General features: G+C 66.2%; 25 protein-coding genes. 8 read left to right on the top strand and 17 right to left on the bottom strand.

The window, feature by feature from the left end; all coding sequences use genetic code 11:
* Positions 1-49 precede the first annotated feature (49 nt).
* The 4 genes from I6N89_RS19230 to clpX all read left to right on the top strand — a co-directional run bounded on the left by I6N89_RS19230 (position 50) and on the right by clpX (position 3,897).
* Positions 50-664: a hypothetical protein gene (locus I6N89_RS19230; protein ID WP_207020123.1), complete on the top strand. Its 615-nt coding sequence runs from the start codon at positions 50-52 to the stop codon at positions 662-664.
* A 150-nt stretch (positions 665-814) separates the two neighbouring features.
* Entirely contained in the window at positions 815-1,735 is a 921-nt protein-coding gene (locus I6N89_RS19225) for a cation diffusion facilitator family transporter (RefSeq protein WP_207020122.1), read from the top strand.
* Positions 1,736-1,845: 110 nt separating this feature from the next.
* Positions 1,846-2,478, top strand: coding sequence for an ATP-dependent Clp protease proteolytic subunit (locus I6N89_RS19220; protein ID WP_076696489.1), 633 nt, complete (start codon positions 1,846-1,848; stop codon positions 2,476-2,478).
* Between the two features lie 153 nt (positions 2,479-2,631).
* Entirely contained in the window at positions 2,632-3,897 is a 1,266-nt protein-coding gene (gene clpX / locus I6N89_RS19215; protein ID WP_076696487.1) for an ATP-dependent Clp protease ATP-binding subunit ClpX, read from the top strand.
* A gap of 78 nt (positions 3,898-3,975) precedes the next feature.
* Here the strand turns inward: clpX and argC are convergent, their stop codons facing one another.
* Positions 3,976-4,953 (bottom strand): N-acetyl-gamma-glutamyl-phosphate reductase, encoded by a 978-nt coding sequence (argC, locus tag I6N89_RS19210; RefSeq protein WP_207020121.1) that lies wholly within the window; start codon positions 4,951-4,953, stop codon positions 3,976-3,978.
* A 427-nt stretch (positions 4,954-5,380) separates the two neighbouring features.
* Here argC and phaR point away from each other — a divergent pair, with 427 nt between their 5' ends.
* A complete protein-coding gene (phaR, locus tag I6N89_RS19205; protein WP_207020120.1) occupies positions 5,381-5,929 on the top strand; it encodes a polyhydroxyalkanoate synthesis repressor PhaR in 549 nt (182 codons plus the stop codon).
* A 39-nt stretch (positions 5,930-5,968) separates the two neighbouring features.
* Here phaR and I6N89_RS19200 read toward each other — a convergent pair whose 3' ends face one another.
* The 16 genes from I6N89_RS19200 to I6N89_RS19125 form a co-directional block, all read right to left on the bottom strand.
* Positions 5,969-7,180, bottom strand: coding sequence for a DegT/DnrJ/EryC1/StrS family aminotransferase (locus tag I6N89_RS19200; protein WP_207020119.1), 1,212 nt, complete (start codon positions 7,178-7,180; stop codon positions 5,969-5,971).
* A gap of 120 nt (positions 7,181-7,300) precedes the next feature.
* Entirely contained in the window at positions 7,301-8,602 is a 1,302-nt protein-coding gene (locus tag I6N89_RS19195) for an NAD(P)/FAD-dependent oxidoreductase (RefSeq protein WP_207020146.1), read from the bottom strand.
* 144 nt (positions 8,603-8,746) lie between these two features.
* Complete coding sequence (locus I6N89_RS19190; protein WP_207020118.1) at positions 8,747-10,105, bottom strand: glutamine synthetase family protein; 1,359 nt, start codon at positions 10,103-10,105, stop codon at positions 8,747-8,749.
* Positions 10,102-10,785, bottom strand: a complete 684-nt coding sequence (locus tag I6N89_RS19185) for a type 1 glutamine amidotransferase (protein WP_207020117.1) — start codon at positions 10,783-10,785, stop codon at positions 10,102-10,104. The genes I6N89_RS19190 and I6N89_RS19185 overlap by 4 nt, the downstream gene beginning before the upstream one ends.
* 63 nt (positions 10,786-10,848) lie before the next feature.
* Complete coding sequence (locus I6N89_RS19180) at positions 10,849-12,192, bottom strand: glutamine synthetase family protein (RefSeq protein ID WP_207020116.1); 1,344 nt, start codon at positions 12,190-12,192, stop codon at positions 10,849-10,851.
* A gap of 114 nt (positions 12,193-12,306) precedes the next feature.
* On the bottom strand, positions 12,307-13,113 hold the full coding sequence (locus I6N89_RS19175) for an ABC transporter permease (protein ID WP_207020115.1): 807 nt from the start codon (positions 13,111-13,113) through the stop codon (positions 12,307-12,309).
* A gap of 88 nt (positions 13,114-13,201) precedes the next feature.
* Positions 13,202-14,083, bottom strand: a complete 882-nt coding sequence (locus I6N89_RS19170; protein ID WP_207020114.1) for an ABC transporter permease — start codon at positions 14,081-14,083, stop codon at positions 13,202-13,204.
* A 50-nt stretch (positions 14,084-14,133) separates the two neighbouring features.
* Positions 14,134-14,859, bottom strand: a complete 726-nt coding sequence (locus I6N89_RS19165) for a transporter substrate-binding domain-containing protein (RefSeq protein ID WP_207020113.1) — start codon at positions 14,857-14,859, stop codon at positions 14,134-14,136.
* A gap of 35 nt (positions 14,860-14,894) precedes the next feature.
* A complete protein-coding gene (locus I6N89_RS19160; protein WP_207020112.1) occupies positions 14,895-15,671 on the bottom strand; it encodes an ABC transporter ATP-binding protein in 777 nt (258 codons plus the stop codon).
* Between the two features lie 262 nt (positions 15,672-15,933).
* Positions 15,934-16,377 (bottom strand): TerB family tellurite resistance protein, encoded by a 444-nt coding sequence (locus I6N89_RS19155; protein ID WP_207020111.1) that lies wholly within the window; start codon positions 16,375-16,377, stop codon positions 15,934-15,936.
* Between the two features lie 62 nt (positions 16,378-16,439).
* The gene (locus tag I6N89_RS19150) at positions 16,440-16,883 is read right to left on the bottom strand and encodes a TerB family tellurite resistance protein (protein ID WP_207020110.1); all 444 of its coding nucleotides are present in this window, start codon (positions 16,881-16,883) and stop codon (positions 16,440-16,442) included.
* An 80-nt stretch (positions 16,884-16,963) separates the two neighbouring features.
* Complete coding sequence (locus I6N89_RS19145) at positions 16,964-17,389, bottom strand: TerB family tellurite resistance protein (protein WP_207020109.1); 426 nt, start codon at positions 17,387-17,389, stop codon at positions 16,964-16,966.
* Between the two features lie 67 nt (positions 17,390-17,456).
* Entirely contained in the window at positions 17,457-18,143 is a 687-nt protein-coding gene (locus I6N89_RS19140; protein ID WP_207020108.1) for a hypothetical protein, read from the bottom strand.
* A complete protein-coding gene (locus tag I6N89_RS19135; RefSeq protein WP_207020107.1) occupies positions 18,140-18,811 on the bottom strand; it encodes a hypothetical protein in 672 nt (223 codons plus the stop codon). Before I6N89_RS19135 ends, I6N89_RS19140 begins: the two co-directional genes overlap by 4 nt.
* 33 nt (positions 18,812-18,844) lie before the next feature.
* A complete protein-coding gene (locus tag I6N89_RS19130; protein WP_207020106.1) occupies positions 18,845-19,630 on the bottom strand; it encodes a 23S rRNA (adenine(2030)-N(6))-methyltransferase RlmJ in 786 nt (261 codons plus the stop codon).
* A gap of 161 nt (positions 19,631-19,791) precedes the next feature.
* Positions 19,792-20,688 (bottom strand): LysR family transcriptional regulator, encoded by an 897-nt coding sequence (locus I6N89_RS19125; protein WP_207020105.1) that lies wholly within the window; start codon positions 20,686-20,688, stop codon positions 19,792-19,794.
* Here I6N89_RS19125 and I6N89_RS19120 point away from each other — a divergent pair.
* The 3 genes from I6N89_RS19120 (at position 20,683) to ygiD (ending at position 22,802) form a co-directional block, all read left to right on the top strand.
* Entirely contained in the window at positions 20,683-21,468 is a 786-nt protein-coding gene (locus I6N89_RS19120; RefSeq protein ID WP_328805904.1) for an NADPH-dependent F420 reductase, read from the top strand. The two genes, I6N89_RS19125 and I6N89_RS19120, sit on opposite strands and share 6 nt — an antisense overlap.
* A 29-nt stretch (positions 21,469-21,497) precedes the next feature.
* Positions 21,498-21,902, top strand: a complete 405-nt coding sequence (locus tag I6N89_RS19115) for a DoxX family protein (protein WP_207020103.1) — start codon at positions 21,498-21,500, stop codon at positions 21,900-21,902.
* A gap of 78 nt (positions 21,903-21,980) precedes the next feature.
* Positions 21,981-22,802 (top strand): 4,5-DOPA dioxygenase extradiol, encoded by an 822-nt coding sequence (gene ygiD / locus I6N89_RS19110; protein WP_207020102.1) that lies wholly within the window; start codon positions 21,981-21,983, stop codon positions 22,800-22,802.
* Positions 22,803-22,809: the final 7 nt, after the last annotated feature.

The raw sequence follows: 22,809 nt of genomic DNA, 5'->3' as shown, positions 1-22,809 counted from the left end.
GCGCGCGCGTTAACGCTCTTTTGGCGCGATTCGTGGCAGGTTGCGGCGCATGTCACGGCTCTCCTGTCTTCTGTGGGCCGCGCTGGCGCTGGCCGCCTGCGCACCGCCCGCGCCGAAACCGCCGCCGCTCGCTCCGCCATCGGAGCGGGCGGACCTCACGCGCGCGCTGCTGCTGCTCGGCCCCGGCGTCGATGTGGAGGAGGCGCGGCAGCTCACGGTGACCGCCTATGCCTATCCGCGCGAACTGGCGCGGGATTACGGGCGCAGGCTCTCGGTGCTGGCGGAGCGTCGCGGCGTGGCGCTCGATTTCAAGACCCCGGCGCTCTGCCGCGATTGGGCGGAACGGTTCGAGGTGCGGCTGGGGCAGGAGCGTTTCCGCACGCTGGAGGTGCAGCTTGTCATTTCGCCCGCCCGCGCGATTGCGCCGGTCGAACACAGCGCCGTCGTGGCGACCGTGCCGGGGCAGCCGGTAAAGACGGGCATTCTGCTCGATCCCTGCCGCCGCGAGGGCGCGCTTTACTGGGCTCCGGCAGGGGAGGACGGGCTGTTCGACTGGCGGCCACGCTTGGAGGTTTTGCTGGAGCAGAGCTGGGGCCGCCGCCCCTGGTACGGTCGCAACCCGCTCGACGGGCGCATCCTGCGGCCCGATCCGCTGACGCCGTGAGCGGGGAAGGGGCATCGCGACCCGGCGCGGCAGTCGGGCGATGCCGCCGGTCTGCGGGCCTTGCACCTCGGCGCAGAGGGGGCCACTCTGCCCCCGGGGCCGCGCAGGGTGCCGGCCCGCCCGGTCTCCTCCGCCTGAAAGCCTCCGTTCATGCCCCACGATCACCACCACCATCATCATCATGTCGGCCCCGAGGCCGGCGACGCGCGGCTGATCGGCGCCATCGCGGTCAATATGGCGCTGACCGTGGCGCAGGTGCTGGGCGGCATCTTTTCCGGCAGCCTCGCGATGATCGCGGACGCGCTGCACAATTTCTCCGACGCGATCTCGCTGATCATCGCCGCCGTGGCGCGCCGCATCGCGCGCCGCCCGGCCAGCGCAGACATGCCCTTCGGCTATGCCCGCGCCGAGGTGGTGGCGGCGCTGGTCAATTATACCACCCTGATCGTCATCGGGCTCTATCTGGTGATGGAGGCGATCCTGCGCTTCCTTTCGCCCGAGCCGGTGTCCGGCTGGATGGTGGTGATCATCGCGGCGGTGGCGCTGGCGGTCGATCTGGTCACCGCGCTGCTGACCTGGAGCATGGCGAAGGACAGCGTGAATATCCGCGCGGCTTTTCTGCACAATGTCTCCGATGCGCTGGGCTCGGTCGCGGTGATCGTCGCGGGCACGCTGATTCTGCTCTTCGGCTGGACCTGGGTCGACCCGCTGGTGACGCTGCTGATCGCCGGCTACATCCTGTGGATGGCCTTTGCCGAGATCGGCGGCGTGATTCACATTCTGATGCTCGGCAGCCCGCCGCAGCTCGCCCCGCGCGAGGTGCTGGAAGAGGCGGCGCAGATCGAGGGCGTGGACGGTCTGCACAAGGCGCATCTTTGGCAGATCGACGAGCGCAACGCGGCGCTTCAGGCGCATCTGGTGGTGCGCGAAGGCGCCTGGGGACAGGCCGACACGATCAAGGCCGCGGTAAAGGAGCGCATGAAAGCGCGCTTTGGAATCGCCCATGTGGTGCTGGAAATGGAATGCGCGCATCACGCCTGCGCCGCCCCGCAGGACTGGGGCGGAAGCTGAACGCGCGATGCCATTTCCGCGACGAGCCCTTGCGGCCCTCCGGGGCGGATACTAAGAATCCGGTAAGACTGACGGGATAGGCCAATCAGGACAACAGCAGGCAGGCGGATATGAAAGACCCTTACGAAACATACATGAACACCCTCGTGCCCATGGTGGTCGAACAGACCAGCCGCGGCGAGCGGGCCTATGACATCTTTTCGCGCCTGCTGAAGGAGCGGATCATCTTTGTCTCGGGCCCTGTGCATGACGGCATGTCGAGCCTCATCGTGGCGCAGCTTCTGCACCTGGAGGCGGAGAATCCGTCCAAGGAAATCTCGATGTATATCAACAGCCCCGGCGGTGTCGTCACCTCCGGCCTGTCGATCTACGACACCATGCAGTACATCCGGCCCAAGGTCTCGACCCTGGTGATCGGCCAGGCGGCCTCCATGGGCTCGCTGCTGCTGACGGCGGGCGAGGCCGGCATGCGCTTCTCGCTGCCCAACAGCCGCATCATGGTCCACCAGCCCTCCGGCGGCTATCAGGGCCAGGCGACCGACATCATGATTCATGCCGAGGAAACGCTGAAGCTAAAGCGACGCCTCAATGAAATTTACGTGAAACATACCGGCCAGACGCTGGAAAATGTCGAGGCGGCACTGGAGCGCGACAACTTCATGGCGCCCGAGGATGCCAAGGCATGGGGCCTCATCGACGATATCGTCGACAGCCGCGGCGCCGCGGAAGAGGCCAAATCGTGATCTTTCGCCCCGCCGTCCGGGGGCGGCGGGGCGTTTTTCGGATTGTAGAGCGCAGGGCTGTAGCCTAAGCTTTGCAGAATTGGCGAAGTTGATGGGCCTTTGGCTGGCAGTCTGGCACAGCCAACGCGGAGAACAGGCCCCGAAAGGTGCGATATGGCGACGAATTCCGGCGGCGACAGCAAGAACACCCTTTATTGCAGCTTCTGCGGCAAGAGCCAGCATGAGGTTCGCAAGCTGATCGCGGGGCCGACCGTCTTCATCTGCGACGAATGTGTCGAGCTCTGCATGGACATCATCCGCGAGGAGACCAAGGGCGCGGGCCTGAAGTCCTCCGAGGGGGTGCCCAGCCCGCGCGAGATCTGCGAAGTGCTCGACGATTACGTGATCGGCCAGATGATGGCCAAGCGCGTGCTCTCGGTCGCGGTGCACAACCATTACAAGCGTCTGAACCACTCGCAGAAATCCGCGGATATCGAGCTGGCGAAGTCGAATATCCTGCTGATCGGCCCGACCGGCTGCGGCAAGACGCTGCTGGCGCAGACGCTGGCGCGCATCCTCGATGTGCCCTTCACCATGGCTGACGCCACCACGCTGACCGAGGCCGGCTATGTGGGCGAGGATGTGGAGAACATCATCCTCAAGCTGCTTCAGGCCTCCGAGTACAATGTCGAGCGCGCGCAGCGCGGCATCGTTTATATCGACGAGGTCGACAAGATCACCCGCAAGTCGGAAAACCCCTCGATCACCCGCGACGTCTCGGGCGAGGGCGTGCAGCAGGCGCTGCTCAAGCTGATGGAGGGCACGGTTGCGAGCGTGCCGCCGCAGGGCGGGCGCAAGCATCCGCAGCAGGAATTCCTGCAGGTGGACACGACCAACATCCTCTTCATCTGCGGCGGCGCATTTGCCGGTCTCGACCGGATCATCGCGCAGCGTGGCAAGGGCTCGGCCATGGGCTTCGGTGCCGATGTGCGCGACCCCGAAGAGCGCGGCGTGGGCGAGGTGTTCAAGGATCTTGAGCCCGAGGATCTGCTGAAATTCGGCCTGATCCCGGAATTCGTCGGCCGTCTGCCGGTGATCGCGACGCTGGAGGATCTCGACGAGGACGCGCTGGTCACCATCCTGACCCAGCCCAAGAACGCCCTCATCAAGCAGTATCAGCGCCTGTTCGAGATGGAGGACACGCAGCTGACCTTCACCGACGATGCGCTTTCGGCCATCGCCAAGAAGGCCATCGAACGCAAGACCGGCGCACGCGGCCTGCGCTCGATCCTCGAAGGCATCCTGCTCGACACCATGTTCGAGCTGCCGGGCATGGACGACGTGACCGAGGTGGTGGTGAACGAAGAGGCGGTGACCTCCGACGCCAAGCCGCTGATGATCTACGCCGATCAGAAGAAAGAGGGCACCTCCGCTGGCTGAGCGCCGCCAAAAGGGTACGGATTTTTCTGGGGGCGGGCCAATTGGCCCGCCCTTTTCCGTTCGCAATGGCGGCTTGCTTCATGGCCAGACGGGGGCGCTGTCCAGGCCGGCGGTTTCGGGCAGGCCGCAGATCAGGTTGGCATTCTGCACCGCGTGCCCCGCCGCGCCCTTTCCGAGATTGTCGACCACGCCCATCGCAATCACCAGATCGCGCGCCGGATCGGCGGCGTAGCTGACAAAGCAAAGGTTCGAGCCGGTCGCCCATTTGGTCTGCGGCGGCCTGTCGGTGACGCGCATAAAGGGCCGGTCTGCATAGTAATCCCGTGCCGCATTGAGGCACTGTTCCGTGGTGGCCTTGCCTCGCCCATAGATGGTGACGAGCACGCCCCGGGTCATCGGCACCAGATGCGGCGTGAAGATCAGCCCTTCGGCGCTGCCTCCGCTTAGCTGTTCGATGGTCGTGGCCATCTCGGGCATGTGGACGTGCTGGAGCAGACCGTAAGGTTGCAGGTTCTCATTGCTTTCGGCATAGCCGAACCGGCTGTCACCGCCGCCGCGCCCGGCGCCGGAGATGCCGGTTTTGGCGTCGATCACGATATTTCCCGGCTCGATCAGACCGTTGGCCAGAAGCGGTGCCAGCGTGTTCAGCGTCGCCGCCGGGAAGCAGCCGGGGTTCGCGATGCGGCTCTTGCCCCTGATCCGGTCGGGCCAGACGTCGGCCAGCCCATAGACCCAGCCATCGGCATAGCGGTGGTCGCCGCCGATATCGACGATCTTCACCCCCTCGGGGATACGCGCCAATGCCTCGGCAGAGGCCCCGGTGGGCAGCGAGGCAAACAGAATGTCCATCGGGGGCAGGGCGTCGGGGTTCCACGCCTCGATCACCAGCCCGGCAAGCTTGTGCGGAACCCCAGGGAAGCGCTCCACCAGCCGGCTGCCGGCGCTGCTCTCACCAGCGGCGTAAACCAGCTCGAATGAAGGGTGGCTTGCGATCAGGCGCAAGGCTTCGCCGCCGCCGAAACCGCTGATGCCGACAATGCCAACGCGAATGCTCATGATGTGTCCTTCCGTATTGCGGATAAAAGAAAACCCCCGAAGCCGGGGGCTGCGGGGGTCTGGAACGCGGGTCGACGGGGCGTCGGCGGTGGTCGTGCGGTGAGCTGGCTACGACGCGACAGGACGCTGATCGACGCGCAGCCCAAAGAGCCGCAGCTTGATTGCGCGGCGTCGGCGTCGATCAAAGAAGGTTTGAGTCCCGAACATGCTCTAAGCCATGATCCGGATCGATATGCGTGGTCAAGCGGAATATGCGCCAACCATCCAGCGCGCATCGCCGCGACACTCCAAACGCGCTCTCTGGCAGTGCGATGCCAGTCGCCAGACCGTTGAACCGTGCGGTTCAAATCCTTCAACGCAAGGCTTTTCTTTTTTTCTGCGCTCGCATAGGCTTTTCTGCAACGCTGCATCCCAGGGAGGGCGACACGTGGCCGACAAAGAAAAACCGTTGTTGATCAAGCGCTATGCAAGCCGTCGTCTCTACAACACCGAGACGAGCGATTACGTCACGCTGGAGGATATCGCGGGCTTTATCCGCGACGGGCGCGACGTGCAGATCGTGGATCTGAAATCCGGCGACGATCTGACCCGGCAATACCTGCTCCAGATCGTGGCGGAGCATGAAAGCCGGGGCGAGTCGGTGCTGCCGATCAATGTGCTGACCGATCTCGTGCGCAGCTACACCACCCAGGCGACCTCGGTGGTGCCGCAGTTCCTCGCCGCCAGTTTCGAGGCCTTCCGCGACAGCCAGTCGAAATGGGCCGAAAGCGTGAGCCACATGAACCCGATGATGCCAAAGATCCCCGGGCTCGAGGCCATGCAGGCGCAGCAGGAGGCCTTTCTCAAGGCGATGACCGGCGGCATGGGCAACCAGTGGTCCGGCCCCGAAGGTGGAGAGGCCGAAGAGGAAGATCTCGACGCCATAAAGAAGCAACTCGCCGAGCTTCAGGCCAAGCTGTCGAAGATGGACAAGTAAGCGGGGGAGGGCGGGGTATCCGCCCCTCCCGGCATCTGCTCAGGTGCCGTAGGCGCGGGTCTCGCCCATCACCGCCTCGGCGGCGGAGACCAGCACATCGGCCACCCCGGCGCAGTCCTCCAGAGTGAGACGTGCGGGCAGGCGCGTATCGCAGGCACGCTCCAGCATGGCGCGGGTGCGCGGCAGCTCGGGGATCTCGCCCATGAACTGCCAGTTCCAGAAGGCGCGGGCATTGTCGGTCGAAAGGCCAAAGACCTGCACCTTAACCCCCATCTCCTCGGCGGTATCGGCAAAGGCGCGCATCTCGTCGCGCGTCATGCCCACGAGGTTGAATTGCAGCGAATCCGGTGCACGCTCTTCGGGGCCGAGCTTTTCCGGCACCTCGATCCAGGGGCTGAGATTGATCCGCTCGGCGACAAAATCGTGGTTGCGCCGCCCGTCCACGACCCGGCGCTCGATCTGCGGCAACTGCGGACGGATCACCGCCGCCGACAGGTTCGACATGCGCAGATTGTAGAGCGGCAGCCGGTTCTGCCAGCGGGCAAAGGCCTCTTCCAGATCGGCGCGGTTGTCGCCGCGCGCCATGTGCTTCTTCCAGTTATGCTCGTATGCGCCCGAGAGGATCACCGCGCGCGCCACCACATCGGCATCGTCGGTGACCAGGATGCCACCTTCGCCGGCATTCACCAGCTTGTAGCTCTGGAAGGAGAAACAGCCGATCTTGCCGATGGTGCCGATCTTGCGCCCGCCCCAGACCGTGCCGAGGCTGTGCGCCGCGTCCTCGATCACCGGCAGGCCGCGCGCATCGCAGAGCGACATGATCGCATCCATATCCGAGGTGTGGCCGCGCATATGGGAGATGATCACCGCCGAGACGCCCTCGAGCTTGGCTTCGAAATCCGCCAGGTCGACGCGGTAATTCTCGCCGACCTCGCAAAGCACCGGCACGCAATCCGCATGCACCACCGAAGAGGGCACGGCGGCAAAGGTAAAGCCCGGCAGCAGCACCTTGGCATCCCGCGGCAGCCCCAGCGCCTTCAGCGACAGGAACAGCGCCGCCGAGCAGCTCGACACGGCAAGCGCATATTTGCTGCCCATCAGCGCCGCGAATTCCCGTTCGAGCAGCGCTACGGGCGCATCTTCCGGCGCGGTATAGCGAAAGAGATCGCCCGATTGCAGCAGGCGCTCGATCTCGGCGCGCGCCTCTTCGGGGATCGGTTCGGCGTGATGCATGTTCGGAAGAGCGCTCATCTTTCAAAATCCCGAATATTGGCTTTGTGAAAGCTTAAACACCGGCTCTGTGACAGCCAAGTGAAAACCGCCCCGGGGGCGGGACGGTTTCGGCGCATGTGACGCAAGGTTACGACAGTGTCAGAGGCCGATCCGGTCGCGCAGCGCGTACCAGGTCATGGCGAGCGTCAGCAGCGGCGTGCGCAGCGCGGTGCCACCCGGAAAGGGCGGCACGGGCAGGGCGGCCATGGCGTCGAACCCTGCCGATTGCCCACGCACCGCCTCGGCCAGCAGCCGCCCGGCATGCACCGCGGTGCCGACCCCGTGGCCGGAATAGCCCGAGGCGCTCAGCACGTTCGGCGCCAGCCGCGCCAGATAGGGCAGCCGCTTCATGGTGATGCCCAGCGTGCCGCCCCAGGCATAGTCGATGCGCACATCCCCTAGATGCGGAAAGATCTCCAGCATCGGCTTGCGCACCTTTGCGACGATGTCTTTCGGAAAGCGGTAACCATAGCTCTCGCCGCCGCCGAAGAGCAGCCGCCCGTCATGGCTGAGCCGGAAGTAGTTCACCACATGGCGCGAATCCGCCACTGCCACATCGCGGGTCAGCACTTCCCCGGCGCGCGCCCCCAGCGGCTCAGTGGCTACGATGAAATTGTTGATCGGCATCACCCGCTGCGCCACCTGCGGTTGCAAGCGCCCGAGATAGCCGTTGCCCGCATAGATCACCTGCGCCGCCCGCACCGTGCCGTGTTCGCATTGCACGAGGCACTCCGCGCCCTCCTGCACATCGGTGACAAGGCTGCGCTCAAAGATCCGCGCCCCGGCCCCCGCCGCCGCCCGCGCCAATCCTTGCGAAAAGCGCAGCGGGTGCAGATGGCCCGCGCCCATATCCAGCACGCCGCCCCGGTAATCGGGCGAGGGACAGAGCGCGTGAAATGCCTCCGCATCCAGTGCCTCTATCTCATAGCCGTAATGCCGGCCCATATGCGCGGCATACTCGTGCAGATGCGCCACCTCGCCCGGGCGCGAGCCGCACCAGGCGACGCCGTCGCGATAATGGCAGTCGATCCCGTGCCGCGCGATCAGGGCGCGCACCAGATCCTTGGCCTCCTCGCCGAGCGCCCAGAGATGGCGTGCATCGTCGCGCCCGACCATCTGTTCCAGCGTCACCTGATCCTGCCGCTGCCCGGACCCGAGCTGCCCGCCATTGCGCCCCGAGGCGCCAAAGCCCACCCGATGCGCCTCCAGCAGCACCACGTCGAGCCGGGCCTCCGCCATGTGCAGCGCCGCCGAAAGCCCGGTGAAGCCCGCGCCCACGATACAGACATCCGCCCGCTGCTCCCCCTCCAGCGCCGGAAACGCGGGCAGATCGTCGGCGGTTGCCGCATACCAGCTCTGGGGATACTGCCCGCGCCGGTCGTTGGAAAACAGCAGGTCCACAGCCAGCCCCTTCATCTTTCTTCAAATACTCACCCGCAGCCGTACCACACGCGCGTGCGCTCTCAGAGAGGCGTCAGCGCGCCACCCGCTCCGAGGCGCCTTCTGGGCGCCGAGACATCCTGCGCGCGTAAGCGCTCCGCGAGATCAGACGTTCAGCAGCAGGTGCTCGCGCTCCCAGGGCGAGATCACCGCCAGGAACTCCTCGTATTCCGCCCGTTTCACGATCGAATAGACCCGCGCAAACTCCGGCCCCAGCACGCCGTGCAGCGCGTCGGCCTCGTCCCAGAGATCCAGCGCCGAGCCCAGCACGCGGGGAATGTCCCCCTCGCCCTCATAGGCATCGCCGCGGAACTGTTTCGACGGGCGCCGCTCCTCCATCAGCCCGAGATAGCCGCAGGCCAGCGAGGCGGCGATGCCGAGATAGGGGTTGCAATCCATCCCCGCCAGCCGGTTCTCCACCCGGCGGCTGTCCGGCCCCGAGAGCGGGATGCGGATGCCGGTGGTGCGGTTGTCGCGCCCCCATTCCAGATTGATCGGCGCCGCATGGTCGCGCACATAGCGGCGGTAGGAGTTCACATAAGGCGCCATCACCGCCACCGCCGCCGGCAGATGCGTCTGCAAGCCCCCGATGAAGTGGAAGAACGCATCCGTCTCGCCGCCCTGTGGGCCGGAAAAGATGTTCTTGCCGGTCTCCGTGTCCATCACCGAATGATGGATATGCATGGCCGAACCGGGCTCGTTTGCGATGGGTTTCGCCATGAAGGTGGCAAAGCAATCGTGCCGCAGCGCCGCCTCGCGGATCAGCCGCTTGAAATAGAACACCTCGTCGGCCAGCTTTACCGGGTCGCCGTGGCGCAGGTTGATCTCCAGCTGCCCGGCGCCGCCCTCCTGGGTGATGCCGTCGATCTCAAAGCCCTGCGCCTCGGCGAAATCGTAGATATCGTCGATCACCGGGCCGAACTCGTCGACGGCGGTCATCGAATAGGCCTGGCGCGCGGCGGCCGGGCGGCCCGAGCGGCCCATCATCGGCTCGATATCCTTGGCCGGGTCGAGATTGCGCGCGACGATGAAAAACTCCATCTCCGGCGCCACCACCGGTTTCCAGCCCTGCTCCTCGTAGAGCTTCACCACGCGCTTCAGCACGTTGCGCGGCGCGTAGGGGATCGGCTCGCCATGGCGGTCGAAAGCGTCATGGATCACCTGAAGCGTCCAGTCGCCGGTCCAGGGCGCGGCGCTCGCGGTGGACATGTCCGGCTTCAGGATCATGTCGCGCTCGATGAATCCCTCTTCGCCGGCGGCCTCGCCCCATTCGCCTGTGATGGTCTGGTAAAAGATCGAATCCGGCAGGTGGAAATAGGCCTGGCGGGCGAATTTCGACGCCGGCACCGCCTTGCCCCGGGCGATGCCTGGCAGGTCGGCGACGATGCATTCCACCTCGTCCAGCCGGCGATTTTCCAGATAGGCGACGGCGGCCTCGGGCAGCTGTTCGGTCCAGTCGCTCATGCGATGCGGCCCTCCTTGAAAAAACGCGCGAACTGCGCGCCGAGATCTGGGCTGTCGAGTTGCAGCGGCAGTTTCTCCGCCGCCGCGTCGAGCTGCTCCTGCGGCACCACGCCCGGGCCGCGATGGTCGATGAGCCCCTGCACGAACGCCGCGTCGAACTCGGGATGCGGCTGCACCGTATAGGCATGGCCCGGATAGAGCAGGGCGGCGTATTTGCAGCGCTCGGCAGAGGCCACAACCTCGGCGCGGGGCGGCAGCTCGGTCACCTGATCCTGATGCCAGGCCTGCACCAGCTTCACCCCGTCGGGATAGCGGTAGAGCGTCGGCCCCACAGTCCAGCCGCCGTCGAATTTCTCGACCTTGCCGCCAAGCGCCTGGGCGATGATCTGGTGGCCGAAGCAGACGCCGACCAGCGGGCGGCCGCTGTCGTAGATCGCCCGGATCAGCGTTTCCAGCGGCGCGATCCAGGGGTGATCCTCATAGGCGCCGTGGCGCGAGCCGGTGATCAGCCAGCCATCCGCGTCCCTGGGGCCTTGCGGAAACGCCCCCTCGACCACCGACCAGGTCTGGAAGTCGAAGCCCTGACCGCCCAGCAGGCGTTCGAACATGGCGGGGTATTGCCCGGTCTCTTGCGCCAGGATCTCCGGCACGAGGCCGGTTTGCAGAATGCCGATTTTCATGAAGCACCGATAGCTGTGTCGGCCCGAACCTATCCCTGCCGCCCGCATGCGGCAAGGCCCGGCTCAGACCGTGTCGAGATAGATTTCCACCTGTTCGGCGGGCGAGAGTTCGGACATGAAATGCAGCTCCTGCCGCTTGGTCAGCAGCAGGTTGCGGATCAGCCCCTCGGGCAGGATGCGCGGCATCACCGTGCTGGATTCAAACGCGTCCATGGCGGCGCCCCAGCTGCCCGGGATCAGCGGCAGATCCTGCGCATAGGCATTGCCGGTGATCGGCGCCGGCGGCTCGGCCCCGTCCTCGATGCCGATCAGCGCCGCGCCCAGCAGCGTGGCCAGCAGCAGATAGGGGTTCACGTCACCGCCGGCGACGCGGTGCTCGATCCGCCGTCCCTTGGGGCTGCCGCCGGGGATGCGGATCGCCGAGGTGCGGTTCTCATAGGCCCAGGAGATGCCGCAGGGCGCGTGGTTCTCGGGCACCAGCCGGTCGTAGCTGTTGAGATGCGGGGCAAAGATCAGCGTGCTGTCATGCATCGCCCCCATCAGCCCGGCCACCGCGTGGCGCATGGTGTCGGTGCCCTTCGGGCCGCCATCGTCGAAGATATTGTTGCCATCCTCGTCCAGCACCGAGAAATGCACATGCATGCCCGAGCCCGGGTAATCCTCATAGGGTTTCGCCATGAAGGAGGCGGCAAAGCCATGCCGCCGCGCCAGCCCGCGCACCAGCATCTTGAAGAGCCAGGCATCGTCGGCGGCATGCAGCGCGTCGGGCTGGTGCATCAGGTTGAGCTCGAACTGGCCCAGCCCCGCCTCCGAGATCGCAGTGTCGGCGGGGATGTCCATATCCTCGCAGGCGTCGTAGAGATCGGTGAAGAAGATGTCGAACGCGTCCAGCGCCCGGATCGACATCACCTCCGCCGCCTTGCGCCGCTTCTGCGACCGCGGCGAGAGCGGCACCTGGAGCGATTTGCCGCTGTCGTCGATCAGGAAGAATTCGAGCTCGATCGCCACCACCGGCGTCAGCCCCTTCTTGCGGTAGCGCTTGAGCACCGAGGCCAGCGCGTGGCGCGGGTCGCCCTCGAAGGGGCGGCCATCCTCGCGATACATCCAGATCGGCAGCAGCGCGGTGGGCGCCTCCAGCCAGGGCATCGGCACGAACCCGCGCTCGGTCGGCCAGAGCACGCCGTCGCGGTCGCCGGTCTCGAAGACCAGCGGGCTGTCGTCGATATCCTCGCCCCAGATGTCGAGATTGAGCACCGAGAGCGGAAAGCGCGTGCCGTCCTCGACCACCTTGTCGGCAAAGCGCGCCGGCACGCGTTTGCCGCGCGGTTGTCCGTTGAGGTCGGAGGCCGCCGCGCGAATGGTGCGGACCTGCGGGTTCTTGCGCAGCCAGCTTTTGGGGTCGTTCATGGGTCACCAGTCGGGAATTTGATCAAATTCCAGCGTAACGGCGCCACGCGCGGCTGGCAAGCGGCAGGACGCCTCCGGCGGGGGAGTATTTGGCGGAAAGATGAAAGGGCGGGCTCAGCGCATCAGATTGGGGCGGTAGCGCACCCGCGATTGCCGGGCCTGCGGCAGGTGCCGGTTGAGGCGGCGGTTGATGGCGCCGAACAGTGCGATGACGAGCAGCGTCAGCACGATGAAATACCCCGCGAGGATCGGGTAGGCGACGAAGGGGTTGAAGGTCTTGTCGGCGAAGTAATTGGCGTAATAGAGCGCGTCGCCGCGCTGCTGCCAGGCGGGAAAGCCTGAGAAGAACACCAGCGTGGTGGCGTGGAACAGAAAGATCGCCTCGTTGGTATAGGCGGGCCAGGCCAGCCGCAGCATGGTCGGCCAGACGATCTTGCGAAAGCGCGGCCAGCCGGAGAAACCGTAGGCATCGGCGGCCTCGACATCGCCCTTGGGCACCGAGAGCAGCGCGCCGTAGAAGATCTCGCCGGAATAGGCGGCGGTGTTGAGGAACAGCACCACCAGCGCCCCCAGCCAGGCCGAGGAGAACGGGTCGAAGATCGGAGAGAGCGATTTCAGGCTGAGAAACAGGAAATAGGCAAAGAAGAACTGGATAAAGAGTGGCGAGCCACGAAATATGAAGATGAACCATTCGCTTGGCTTGCGCAGCCAGCGGCTTTTCGAGGCTTTGCCCACCGCCACCGCCGTGGCGAGGAAAAAGCCCGAGATCAGTGCCAGCACGCCGAAATAGACGTTCCATATCATCCCCGAGCCGATCAGCACCACCTGTTTGCAGATGGTGAAATCGTCGCGCGGCAGAAGCCGCTCGCCGATGCCCAGCGAGCGCAGCCCGTAATCGGCCACCACGTCCCAGCAGCTCATGTGCGCCTCCCGCCCCGGGCTCGACCCGGGGCCTCCTGGCCGCCGCTGAGGCCCCGGATCAGGTCCGGGGCGGTGGGGCGATGCCGGATCATGCCGCCTTCCTCTGGGCTTCGCCGCCCATGGTCGCCTGACCGTGGGTGAGTTTCTTCATGATCCGGGCGAGCGCGATCTCGGACAACCGGGTGAAGGCGAGGTAGAAGACCAGAAGCCCGAGGAAATACCACACCCGCCAGTCCGCATGCGGGTAATCGCTGAAACGAGCGGTCTTGGCGCCGCCCAGCTCGCGCGCCCAGTAGACGATATCCTCGACGCCGAGCAGGAAGAGCAGCGGCGTCGCCTTGACCAGCACCATCCACAGGTTCGAAAGGCCTGGCAGCGCATAGACCCACATCTGCGGGATGAGGATGCGCCAGAAGGTCTGGCGATGGGTCATGCCATAGGCTTCGGCGGTTTCCAGCTGCGCATGCGGCACCGCGCGCATGGCACCGAAAAGCACATTGGCGGCAAAGGCGCCGAAGACGATGGCAAAGGTCAGCACCGCCAGCGAGAAGCCGTAGATCTCGTGCCAGATCTGCGGCGCGGTCGACAGCGGCAGCTTGGCCGCCTGACAGACGATGAAATCAGAGCCCTGCCGGATCGGCTGATCCCAGTCGGGGCACTTTATCTTATGCCGCAGATATTCCAGCCCCTGATCCAGCGCGATCACGAAGAACAGGAAGAAGACGATATCCGGCACGCCGCGCACCATGGCGATATAGATCTTGCCGAGCCAGCTCAGCGGCGCGAAGCGTGCCCGCGCTGCCGAGGCGCCGGCAAAGCCGAAGGCCAGCGCCACCGGTGCGGTGATCGCCAGCAGCAGCAGCACCGTCCCGAAGGAACCATAGAACAGCATCAGCTTGCCCGTGGTAAAGTAGCAGGCAAACCAGGCCGGGGTCGAAAGGACCGAGGGGTCGGTGCAGAAGGCGAACATGGGCGCGATCCGCGGCGGCGGGGCAGGGCGCCCGCCGCCGCTGTCTCACATCATTCGTAGAGATCGGTGTCTTCGCCGAACCACTCGATGAGCAGTTCGTTCAGCGAGCCGTCTTCCTTCATTGAGGTGATGGCTGCGTCGAACGTGTCCTTGAGTTCGGTATCGCTCTCGCGGATACCCATGCCGGTGCCGCGGCCCAGCACCACCGGCTCGCCCACGAAGATCAGCTCGCCGGCGGATTCCTCGACAATCGGCGTCAGGTAATCGGTGTCGAAGAACACCGCGTCGGCCTCGCCGTTGCGCAGCGCCGCGACAATCTCGTCGGCGGTGGCGAATTCCAGAAGGGTGGCGCCGGATTCCGAGATATAGCCCGATTGCAGGGTCGAGGTCTGCGCGGCGACGACACCGTCGAGCGGCGCGTCCTCGCTCAGCGCCACATAGGAGGAGGTCGCGGGCGGGATGTAATCCTGGGTGAAGTCGATCACCTCCTCGCGCTCGTCATTGATCGACATGCCGGCGATGATCGTGTCGTAGTTGCCCGAGACCAGGTTGGGGATGATCGAATCCCACTCGTTGGTGACCCATTCGCAGGTCAGTTCGGCGCGCGCGCAAAGCTCGTCGCCGAGATCGCGCTCGAAGCCGTCGACCTCGCCGTCGTCATTGATGAAGTTATACGGAGGGTAGGCGCCCTCTGTGCCCATGCGGACGACATCCTGCGCGAGCGCCATGCCGGCGCTGAAGGCCAGAACGGCGGTGCCGAGAAGGATCTGTTTCATGTGATTGCTCCCTTGGTTGGTCTTTTTGCCCCGCTTTATGCGTGGGTCGTGGATTTCAGGAACCCTTGCAGGCGTTCCGATTTCGGCGCGCCGAACAGCGTTTCCGGCGGGCCCTCTTCCTCGATCAGCCCCTGATGCAGGAACACAACGTGGTCGCTGACGTCATGGGCCATTTTCATGTCATGAGTGACGATGATCATGGTGCGGCCTTCGGCGGCCAGATCCTTGATCACCTTGACCACCTCCTGCTCCAGCTCCGGGTCGAGCGCCGAGGTCGGCTCGTCGAAGAGCAGCGCCTCGGGCTCCATGCAGAGCCCGCGCGCGATGGCGGCGCGCTGCTGCTGGCCGCCCGAGAGCTGCGCCGGGAAGGCATCGCATTTGTCGCCGATGCCGACCTTGTCAAGATAGCCGCGCGCGGCTTTCTCGACCTCGGCCCGGTCGCGGCCGAGCACGGTGAGCGGCGCCTCCATGACGTTCTGGAGGATGGTCATATGCGCCCAGAGATTGAACTGCTGGAACACCATAGACAGGTTGGTGCGGATGCGCAGCACCTGTTTCGGATCGGCGGGGCGGCGGGCATGGTTCTCGCCCTTCCACTGCACCGGTTCGCCCTTGAAGAGGATTTCCCCCTGCTGGCTGTCTTCGAGCAGGTTGCAGCAGCGCAGCAGTGTGGATTTGCCGGAGCCCGAGGAGCCGATGAGCGACACCACATCGCCGCGATGGGCGGTGACATGCACGCCTTTCAGAACCTCCAGCGAGCCATAAGCCTTGTGGAGATTGCGGATCTCGATGACGGGCGTGGGATCGGGCAAGCGCGACCTCGGTACGGGTGACAGACGTGCCGAGGATGGGCGGAAAGGCGCGGGCTTGGCAATGCGCAAAGCGCCGTCACGGGCGCGGGTTTCGCCGCGTCATGCAGCATTTGCACGGGAAAAAGGCGGCGTTTGCCGGGATGGTTGGCTTTGCGTGAAGGTGTTGGGGATTAATGGGACGGTGTGCTTGGACACCAGCCCTGCGTTCGGGCCTCTCCACAATCCGTAGGGTGGGTTTCCAACCCACCGCCCGCACCGAATCTCAGCTCGCCTTGCCCTCGACCCGCTGGCGGGCCAGGGCCGAATCGCGGTCGTTGATGCCGAGCAGGTTCGAAACCAGCCGCAGCAGAGCATCCTCCTCGGCCTCGCGCACCCCGTCGGCCAGAACCACCTGCCAGAGCGCTTCGATCACGCCGATGCGGTGCTCGTAATCCACCGCATCCTTGATGGCGCGGGTAAAGCGCACCGTGTCGGGCGCCTCGGCCTCCAGCGCCTCGGCCTCGCCGCGCAGCTTGGCCGCCTCGAAGGGCGATAGCCCATAGCGCGCCGCGGCGATCTTGTCGATGCGCGCGCGCTCGCTGTCGTCATAGGTCTCGTCGGCCCGTGCCACCCGCACCAGCAGCGCGGTCAGCGCCAGCCGCGCATCGGCATCGGGAAGAGGGGCGGGGTCCGGCTGTACCAGCCGTTGGAGGAAATCTGCGAACATGCGAACTCATATAGCGCCAGGATGCAGGCGGGGAAAGCGCCCGTCGCACAGCCGTGAGCGGCTCAGGGAATCGTTGCGGCGGCTTGCGCGGCCTCGGAGTCTGCGCGGTCGAGCCCAAGCCGTTCCTCGATCAGTGTGACCAGTGCGGCCTCGACATCGTCGCCGATGCCATCCGCCCGGGCAACTTTCCACAGCGCCTCGGCGGCGGCGCGGCGGTGGGCGTAGTCCACCCCGTCGCGGATGCGCTCGGCCATCTCTTCGATGCCGGGCGTCTCGAAGGCCAGCCGTTCGCATTCTGCGCGCATCCGGGCGGCGGCGAGCGGCTTCAGATCAAAGGCCTCGGCGAGGATGCGGTCTATCTGCTCGATCTCCTCGAAGAGATAGGCGCGGTCGGCCACCGCCACCTTGACCAGCAGCGCGCCCAGGGCATGCGCCGCGTCCATTTCGGGCAGCGGGCGCGGGGCTGGAGCGGGGCGGTGGAAGAAAGCTTTCAGACGCTCGAACATGACCTTCGGTCCTTTTGCCTGTTGGAAGTCTTTTCGGGTTTTTGCTTTTTTGAAAGAGGGTTACGGCGGCGGCGGAGCGCTCAACCGGCCCGGCGCGGCGGGGCGAGGTCGGCAGGATGCACGCCCAGCACGGCCTCGGCCAGCAGTGCCACGCGCTCGGGGTCGGGCGCGCGCGCGTCGCCGGCGAGCTCTTCCCAGAGGCTGAGCGCCAGGGCGCGCCGTTCGTGGTAATCCACCGCCGCGCGCAGGATCGCGGCAAAGCGGCTTGTGTCGGGGGCGGCACGTTCGACGCGTTCGCAGGTCTCGCGCATCTCGGCGGCCTCCTGCGCGGTCAGGTCGTAGCGCCGCGCCAGGATCGCGTCGATCACCGGCGGCGCGGCCAGCGCGCAGGTGAGATGCGAACGTGAAAGCCGCACCAGCAGCGCCCCAAGCGCCACCGGGGCATCGCCCGGATCGAAGGGCGCCGCATCCGGCGCGGTGAGCCAGAATCTCAGATTGCGGCCCAAGCCGGGCAATCCTGTCGCGGCGCTGTGCGGCACAGCGCGGATGGCGGTCGATGCATCGCGGTCCTTTCTAGCCTGTCGCAGGGTCAGTCTGATGCAGGATGTCGTCCAGGGCAATCCCGCCGGCGTCGGTATTGGTGATGGTGAGCGCCCGTATCGGCTGATCGCTCTGCCAGGCGAGCGGCAGCACGCCGGTGCCCGGGTGCAGCACCTGCTCGGCGATCATCCGTCCGGCCTCGTCCCAGAAGCGCAGCGTGACCGTGCCGCGCGGCGGGCGCGTGCCCAGCGGGTCGGGGTAATCCGCATGCAGCTTGAGCCCCAGCCGCCATTGCGCCCTGTCGAAAAGGATCGCCACCGCGCCCTCGCCACGCCCTTCGCGCAGGCCGGCACCGGCCGGACCCAGCGGGAACAGCGCGTTGGAGCCGAAGCCGCGATGCAGCGCGACGGCAAGGCTGCACCCGTGCGCGCCGGCTTCGACGCGGAACGGCAGCAGCGGCACGCCGTGCAGCGCGTCGAACCGGCCCTCCGCCGTCACCGCTTCGGCCAGGGTCTGGCCTGCGAGATCCTCGCCGATGCGCACCCCCTCGAAGCGCAGCGGCGCGTCAAAGACATGGCCGGGCTCGGCGGCGGGCGGCAGAGTGTCGAAGCTCACCCTCAGATGCGGCATATCGAGCAGCGCCGCATAGGGAATCTCGGTCAGCCCATCGGCCAGCGCCGGCGGCGTCATCAGGGCGAGCAGGACCGCAAGCGCCCTCATGCCGCGCGCTCCGGGGCGGGCAGGGCGCCCATCAGCTCGCGGAACTCAAAGCGCAGATTGTCGATTCCCAGCCCCTCGGGGTCTTCGTTCTCGACCGTGAACCCGGCGATGTCGGGGAGGCCGCCCGCACGGAGCAGGGTCAGCGTGCCGGTGTCGCGATCCACCACGCGGGTCAGCCGCTGGATCACCCGCCCGGCGCGATCGAAAAAGACCAGGCTCACCGTACCGCCCTCGCCGCCGCGAATGTCGAGCGCCAGAGCCGGCTGGTCGCGGTCGAACAGCACCGCAATGGCGCCTTCACCCACCGCGCCCGCATCGGGAAAGCCGCGTGGACCGTGGCCCTTGAGCACATTGTTCCCCCAGAGGCTGATTGTGCCGAGATTGCGGCCCTCCTCGCCGGCGATCAGCCGCAGCGGCGGCAGCGGCTGGCCGCTCAGGCGGTCATGGCCGCTGGCAGTATCGAGGCTCTGGCCATCGAAGCGTTCGCCGAAATGCGCACCCGGCTCGTCGACGATCCCCGATAGCGCGCGGCCGATGCCGTAGCCCGAAGGCAGGTTGGAGAAATCGATGATTTGGGTGAAACGCAGGCTGTCCGCGGGAACCTCGCAGATCGGGTCCTCGCAGGCCAGCGCCGGAGCGGCGCAGAGCAGGAAGACAAGCCAGCGCATGGCGGGCAGAATACACCGCTTTGACGCGACGGCTCAGCGCTTTTTGACTTTGTCGAAGAGGGAATCGAGGCGTTTGGCCTCTTCCGCCAGCCCCCAGGGAGGATTGATCACGAAAAACCCGGAGCCGATCATGCGGTGTCCGTCGCGGATCGGCGGAAAGCGAATCTCGTGTTTCAGCGCCTCCGGGTGGTCGCGCTCCAGCGCCCGCAGCATCGGCGTATGCAGCCCCGAGGTCAGGATCGGATACCAGAGCGCCAGCACGCCGACATTCCATTTATGGGCGATGCCGCCGAGGAATTTCGGGATGCGGGCATAATCCTGCTTCACCTCATAGGAGGGATCGACCAGCAGCAGGCCCCGGCGCGGTTCCGGCGGGCAGAGGCTTTGCGCCAGTTCGAACCCGTCCTGCCGGTGGATCGCGATATTGGGCGCGCGCAACGCGGCTTTCAGCGCCGCGTGTTCCTGCGGATGCAACTCGGCCAGGTGCAGGCTGTCCTGCGGGCGTAGCAGCGTTGCGGCGATGAGCGGCGAACCGGGATAGGCGGCGGGGCCGTGGGCGGCGCGGATCTCGGCCAGCGCCTCGGCATAGGGATGCCCGACGGGCAAGGTGTTCGCCAGCGCGCCGATGCCCTGTTCCGCCTCGCCGGTCCTGAGCGCCTCGGCGCTGCCCAGATCGTAGAGCCCGCGCCCGGCATGGGTTTCGATATAGCTGACCGGTTTGTCCTTGCGCGTTAGGTAGGCGAGCATCCACGCCAGCAGTGCGTGTTTCTGCACATCGGCGAGATTTCCGGCGTGATAACCGTGCTGGTAGGACAGCATCGCGGGGCCTCGCTGAGGGGCCGATGCGGGCAGGCGCATCGGCAGGGGAAAGGACGGGTCGGACAGGCGCTTGTGCCGTCCAGTCGGGTGCATAACGGATCGCGCGCCGCAATGCCATGGCGCGTAGGGTGGGCAATCTGCCCACCGCCGTGCCTAAGGCGTCACCCCATGCCGCTGCGGCGCATATCCGCGACGGCAAAGTCGATCAGCGCGCGCACCTTGCGGGGCAGGGTGCGCCCCTCCAGCCAGACGGCGGTGATCGGATGGGCGGGGTTGTCGTAATCTTCGAGCAGCGGCACCAGCCGCCCGCTCTCCAGGCTGTCGCCCAGCACGAAGACCGGGCAGAAGGCGATGCCGTCGCCGGCCTCCGCCAGATCCCGCGCCACCTGCGCGCTGTTCACCATGAAGCGCGTCGGCACCCGCACCGAGACGGGGCTGGCGTCCTTCAGGAACACCCAGCGCGCCGGATCGGCACGGTTGGTGTCGACGATGCAGGCATGCGCGGCCAGATCCTCGGGCGTCGCGGGTGCGGGATGCGTGGCCAGGTACTCCTGGCTCGCCACCAGTGTGCTGCGGATCGCGCCCAGTTTGCGCCGCTTCAGCGAGGAAACCGACGCCTCGCCGATGCGGAACGCCAGGTCGATCCCCTCGGCGGCGAGATCCACATAGGCATCGCTCAGCCGCAGGTCGATGGTGAGCCCCGGATGCGGCGCGGCGAAGCGGCTGAGCAGATCCTTCACATAGATCTCGCCGAAGGTGACCGGCGCCGAGATCCGCAGCGTGCCGGAAAAGCCGCTGCCATCCTCTTTCACCTCCGCCAGCATCTCGTCGAGCTCATCGAGCAGCGCCGGCGCGCGCGCCAGCAGCGCCTCGCCCGAGGCGGTGATGCCAACGCGCCGCGTGGTGCGCTGCAAGAGCCGCACGCCAAGCCGCTCCTCCAGCTCGGCCACGTATTTCGAGGTCAGCCGGTTCGAGATGCCCAGCCGTTCCGCCGCGCCGGTGAAAGAGCCGCTTTCGGCGGTGGCGACAAAGGCCCGCAGCCCGTCGATCAGATCCATCGCTCAATTCCGAACAAATCGTGGAAAGTTATTCCATATCATCGTCATTTCATTCCGCATCTGCAAGGTGCATCTTCCCCTCATCGAAACGAACACCAGCGCCGGCGAGACCCAAGGGGCCCGACGCCAGAGACAGAGAAGAGGACCAGATCCATGAATATCGCAATCATCGGCACCGGAAACATCGGCTCGGGCCTCGCCCGCGTCATCGGCCGCACCTCCCACGGCGTTGTGGTCTCTGACCAGCAGGGCGGCACCGAGGCCGCCGCGAAACTCGCCGCCGAGGGCGTACGGGTGCAGGCAGCCGATACCGCCACCGCCATCGCTCAGGCCGAGATCGTCATTCTCGCCACGCCCTATGGCGCCAGCACCCAGATCGCCGGCGCAAACGACTTCTCCGGCAAGATCGTCGTCGATCTGTCCAACCCGGTGACCGAGGATTTCTCGGGGCTGCAACTGGGCCATGACAGCTCTGCCGCAGAAGAGATCGCCAAGCTGGTGGGTGCGCCGGTGGTTAAGGCCTTCAACACCGTCTTTGCCGAGCATTACGCCGGCGACCTGACGCTCGGCGGCCGCAAGATCCAGACCTTCGTCGCCGGCGACGATGCCGAGGCCAAGGCCAAGGTCATCGCTCTGGCCGAGGACGCAGGCTTTGAGGCGCGCGACGCCGGCGGGCTGTCGAATGCCCGCTATCTCGAACCGCTGGGCTATCTGAACATCGCCTTCGGTTACATTCTGGGGCAGGGCACCGGGATCGCACCGGCCTGGCTCGCGGCCTGATCGCAAGACACACAGAGGAGACTTCACCGATGATCGACCTGAAAACCGCCCCCCACGCCGCGCTGCTGCTGCGGCTCACCACCGGCGCGCTCTTTTTGGCGCACGGGCTGACCAAGCTGCTGGTCTTCACCCCCGCGGGCACCGCCGGCTTCTTCGAGTCGCTCGGCCTGCCCGGCTGGCTCGGCCTCGCCACCATGGTCTTCGAGATCGTCGGCGGCGCGGCGCTGATCCTCGGCGTGGCCACGCGGGGCGTCGCGGCGCTTTCCGTGCCGGTGCTGCTGGGCGCGGCCTTCACCGCACATTGGGGCAACGGTTTCGGCTGGACCAATCAGGGCGGCGGCTGGGAATACCCGGTGATGTGGGCCGCCGTGATGGCCGCCCTCGCGTTGCTCGGCGACGGTGCCTATGCGCTCTGGCCGCTGAAGCGCCGCTGACTTCCGACATCGCGCCGCCGCGCTGCTACGTTTGGCGCGGCGGTCCCCCGAAACCTGCATAATCCAAGGGAGAGTGCCATGAGCATCTCGCAACAACTGCAAAAGCTGAAAGACGGGCTCAAGGCCTCCGACCGGATGCCGGTCGTTTTCCTTGGCCATGGCAGCCCGATGAACGCCATCGAGGACAACGCCTATTCCCGCAGCTGGGCGGCGCTGGGCCGCACCCTGCCGCGCCCGCAGGCCATTCTGGTGGTCTCGGCGCATTGGATGACGCGCGGCTCGACGCTTGTGAACGTGCAGGCCCGGCCCGGCACCATTCACGATTTCTACGGCTTCCCGCAGGAGCTCTTCGAACAGCAATACCCCGCACCCGGCGCGCCGGAACTGGCGAGCGAGGTGGTCACGCTGCTGGCCAGCCACCACGCCGAGGGCGACGAGACCTGGGGGCTCGATCACGGCGCCTGGTCGGTGCTGAAATTCCTCTATCCCGGCGCCGACGTGCCGGTGTTCCAGCTCTCCATCGACATGGCGGCGGACCTGCCGCAGCATGTGGAGATCGGTCGGGCACTGGCCGAGCTGCGCCATCGCGGCGTGCTGATCCTGGGCTCGGGCAATGTGGTGCACAATCTGCGCGCCGTGCGTTGGGGCGGCGGCGGGGCGCATGACTGGGCCGAGGAGTTCGACACGCTCTTTGCCGAGCGGCTCGGCGCCGGCGACATCGCCACGCTGGCCGACCGCGCCAAGCTCGGCAAGCTGCTGAGCGTCGCCCACCCCTCCATCGACCACTACCTGCCGGCGCTGAGCGTCGCGGGGGCGGCGGACGAAAAGGACACGCTGCTCTTCATGAACGATTCCATCGACCTCGGCTCGATCTCGATGCGCAGCTTCATCTATTACTGAGGATTGT

The organism is Salipiger abyssi, assembly GCF_017311415.1.
GTDB lineage: Bacteria > Pseudomonadota > Alphaproteobacteria > Rhodobacterales > Rhodobacteraceae > Salipiger > Salipiger abyssi_A.
Note: the sequence above shows the minus strand (reverse complement) of the source record. Positions and strands in the feature narration are given on the sequence as shown.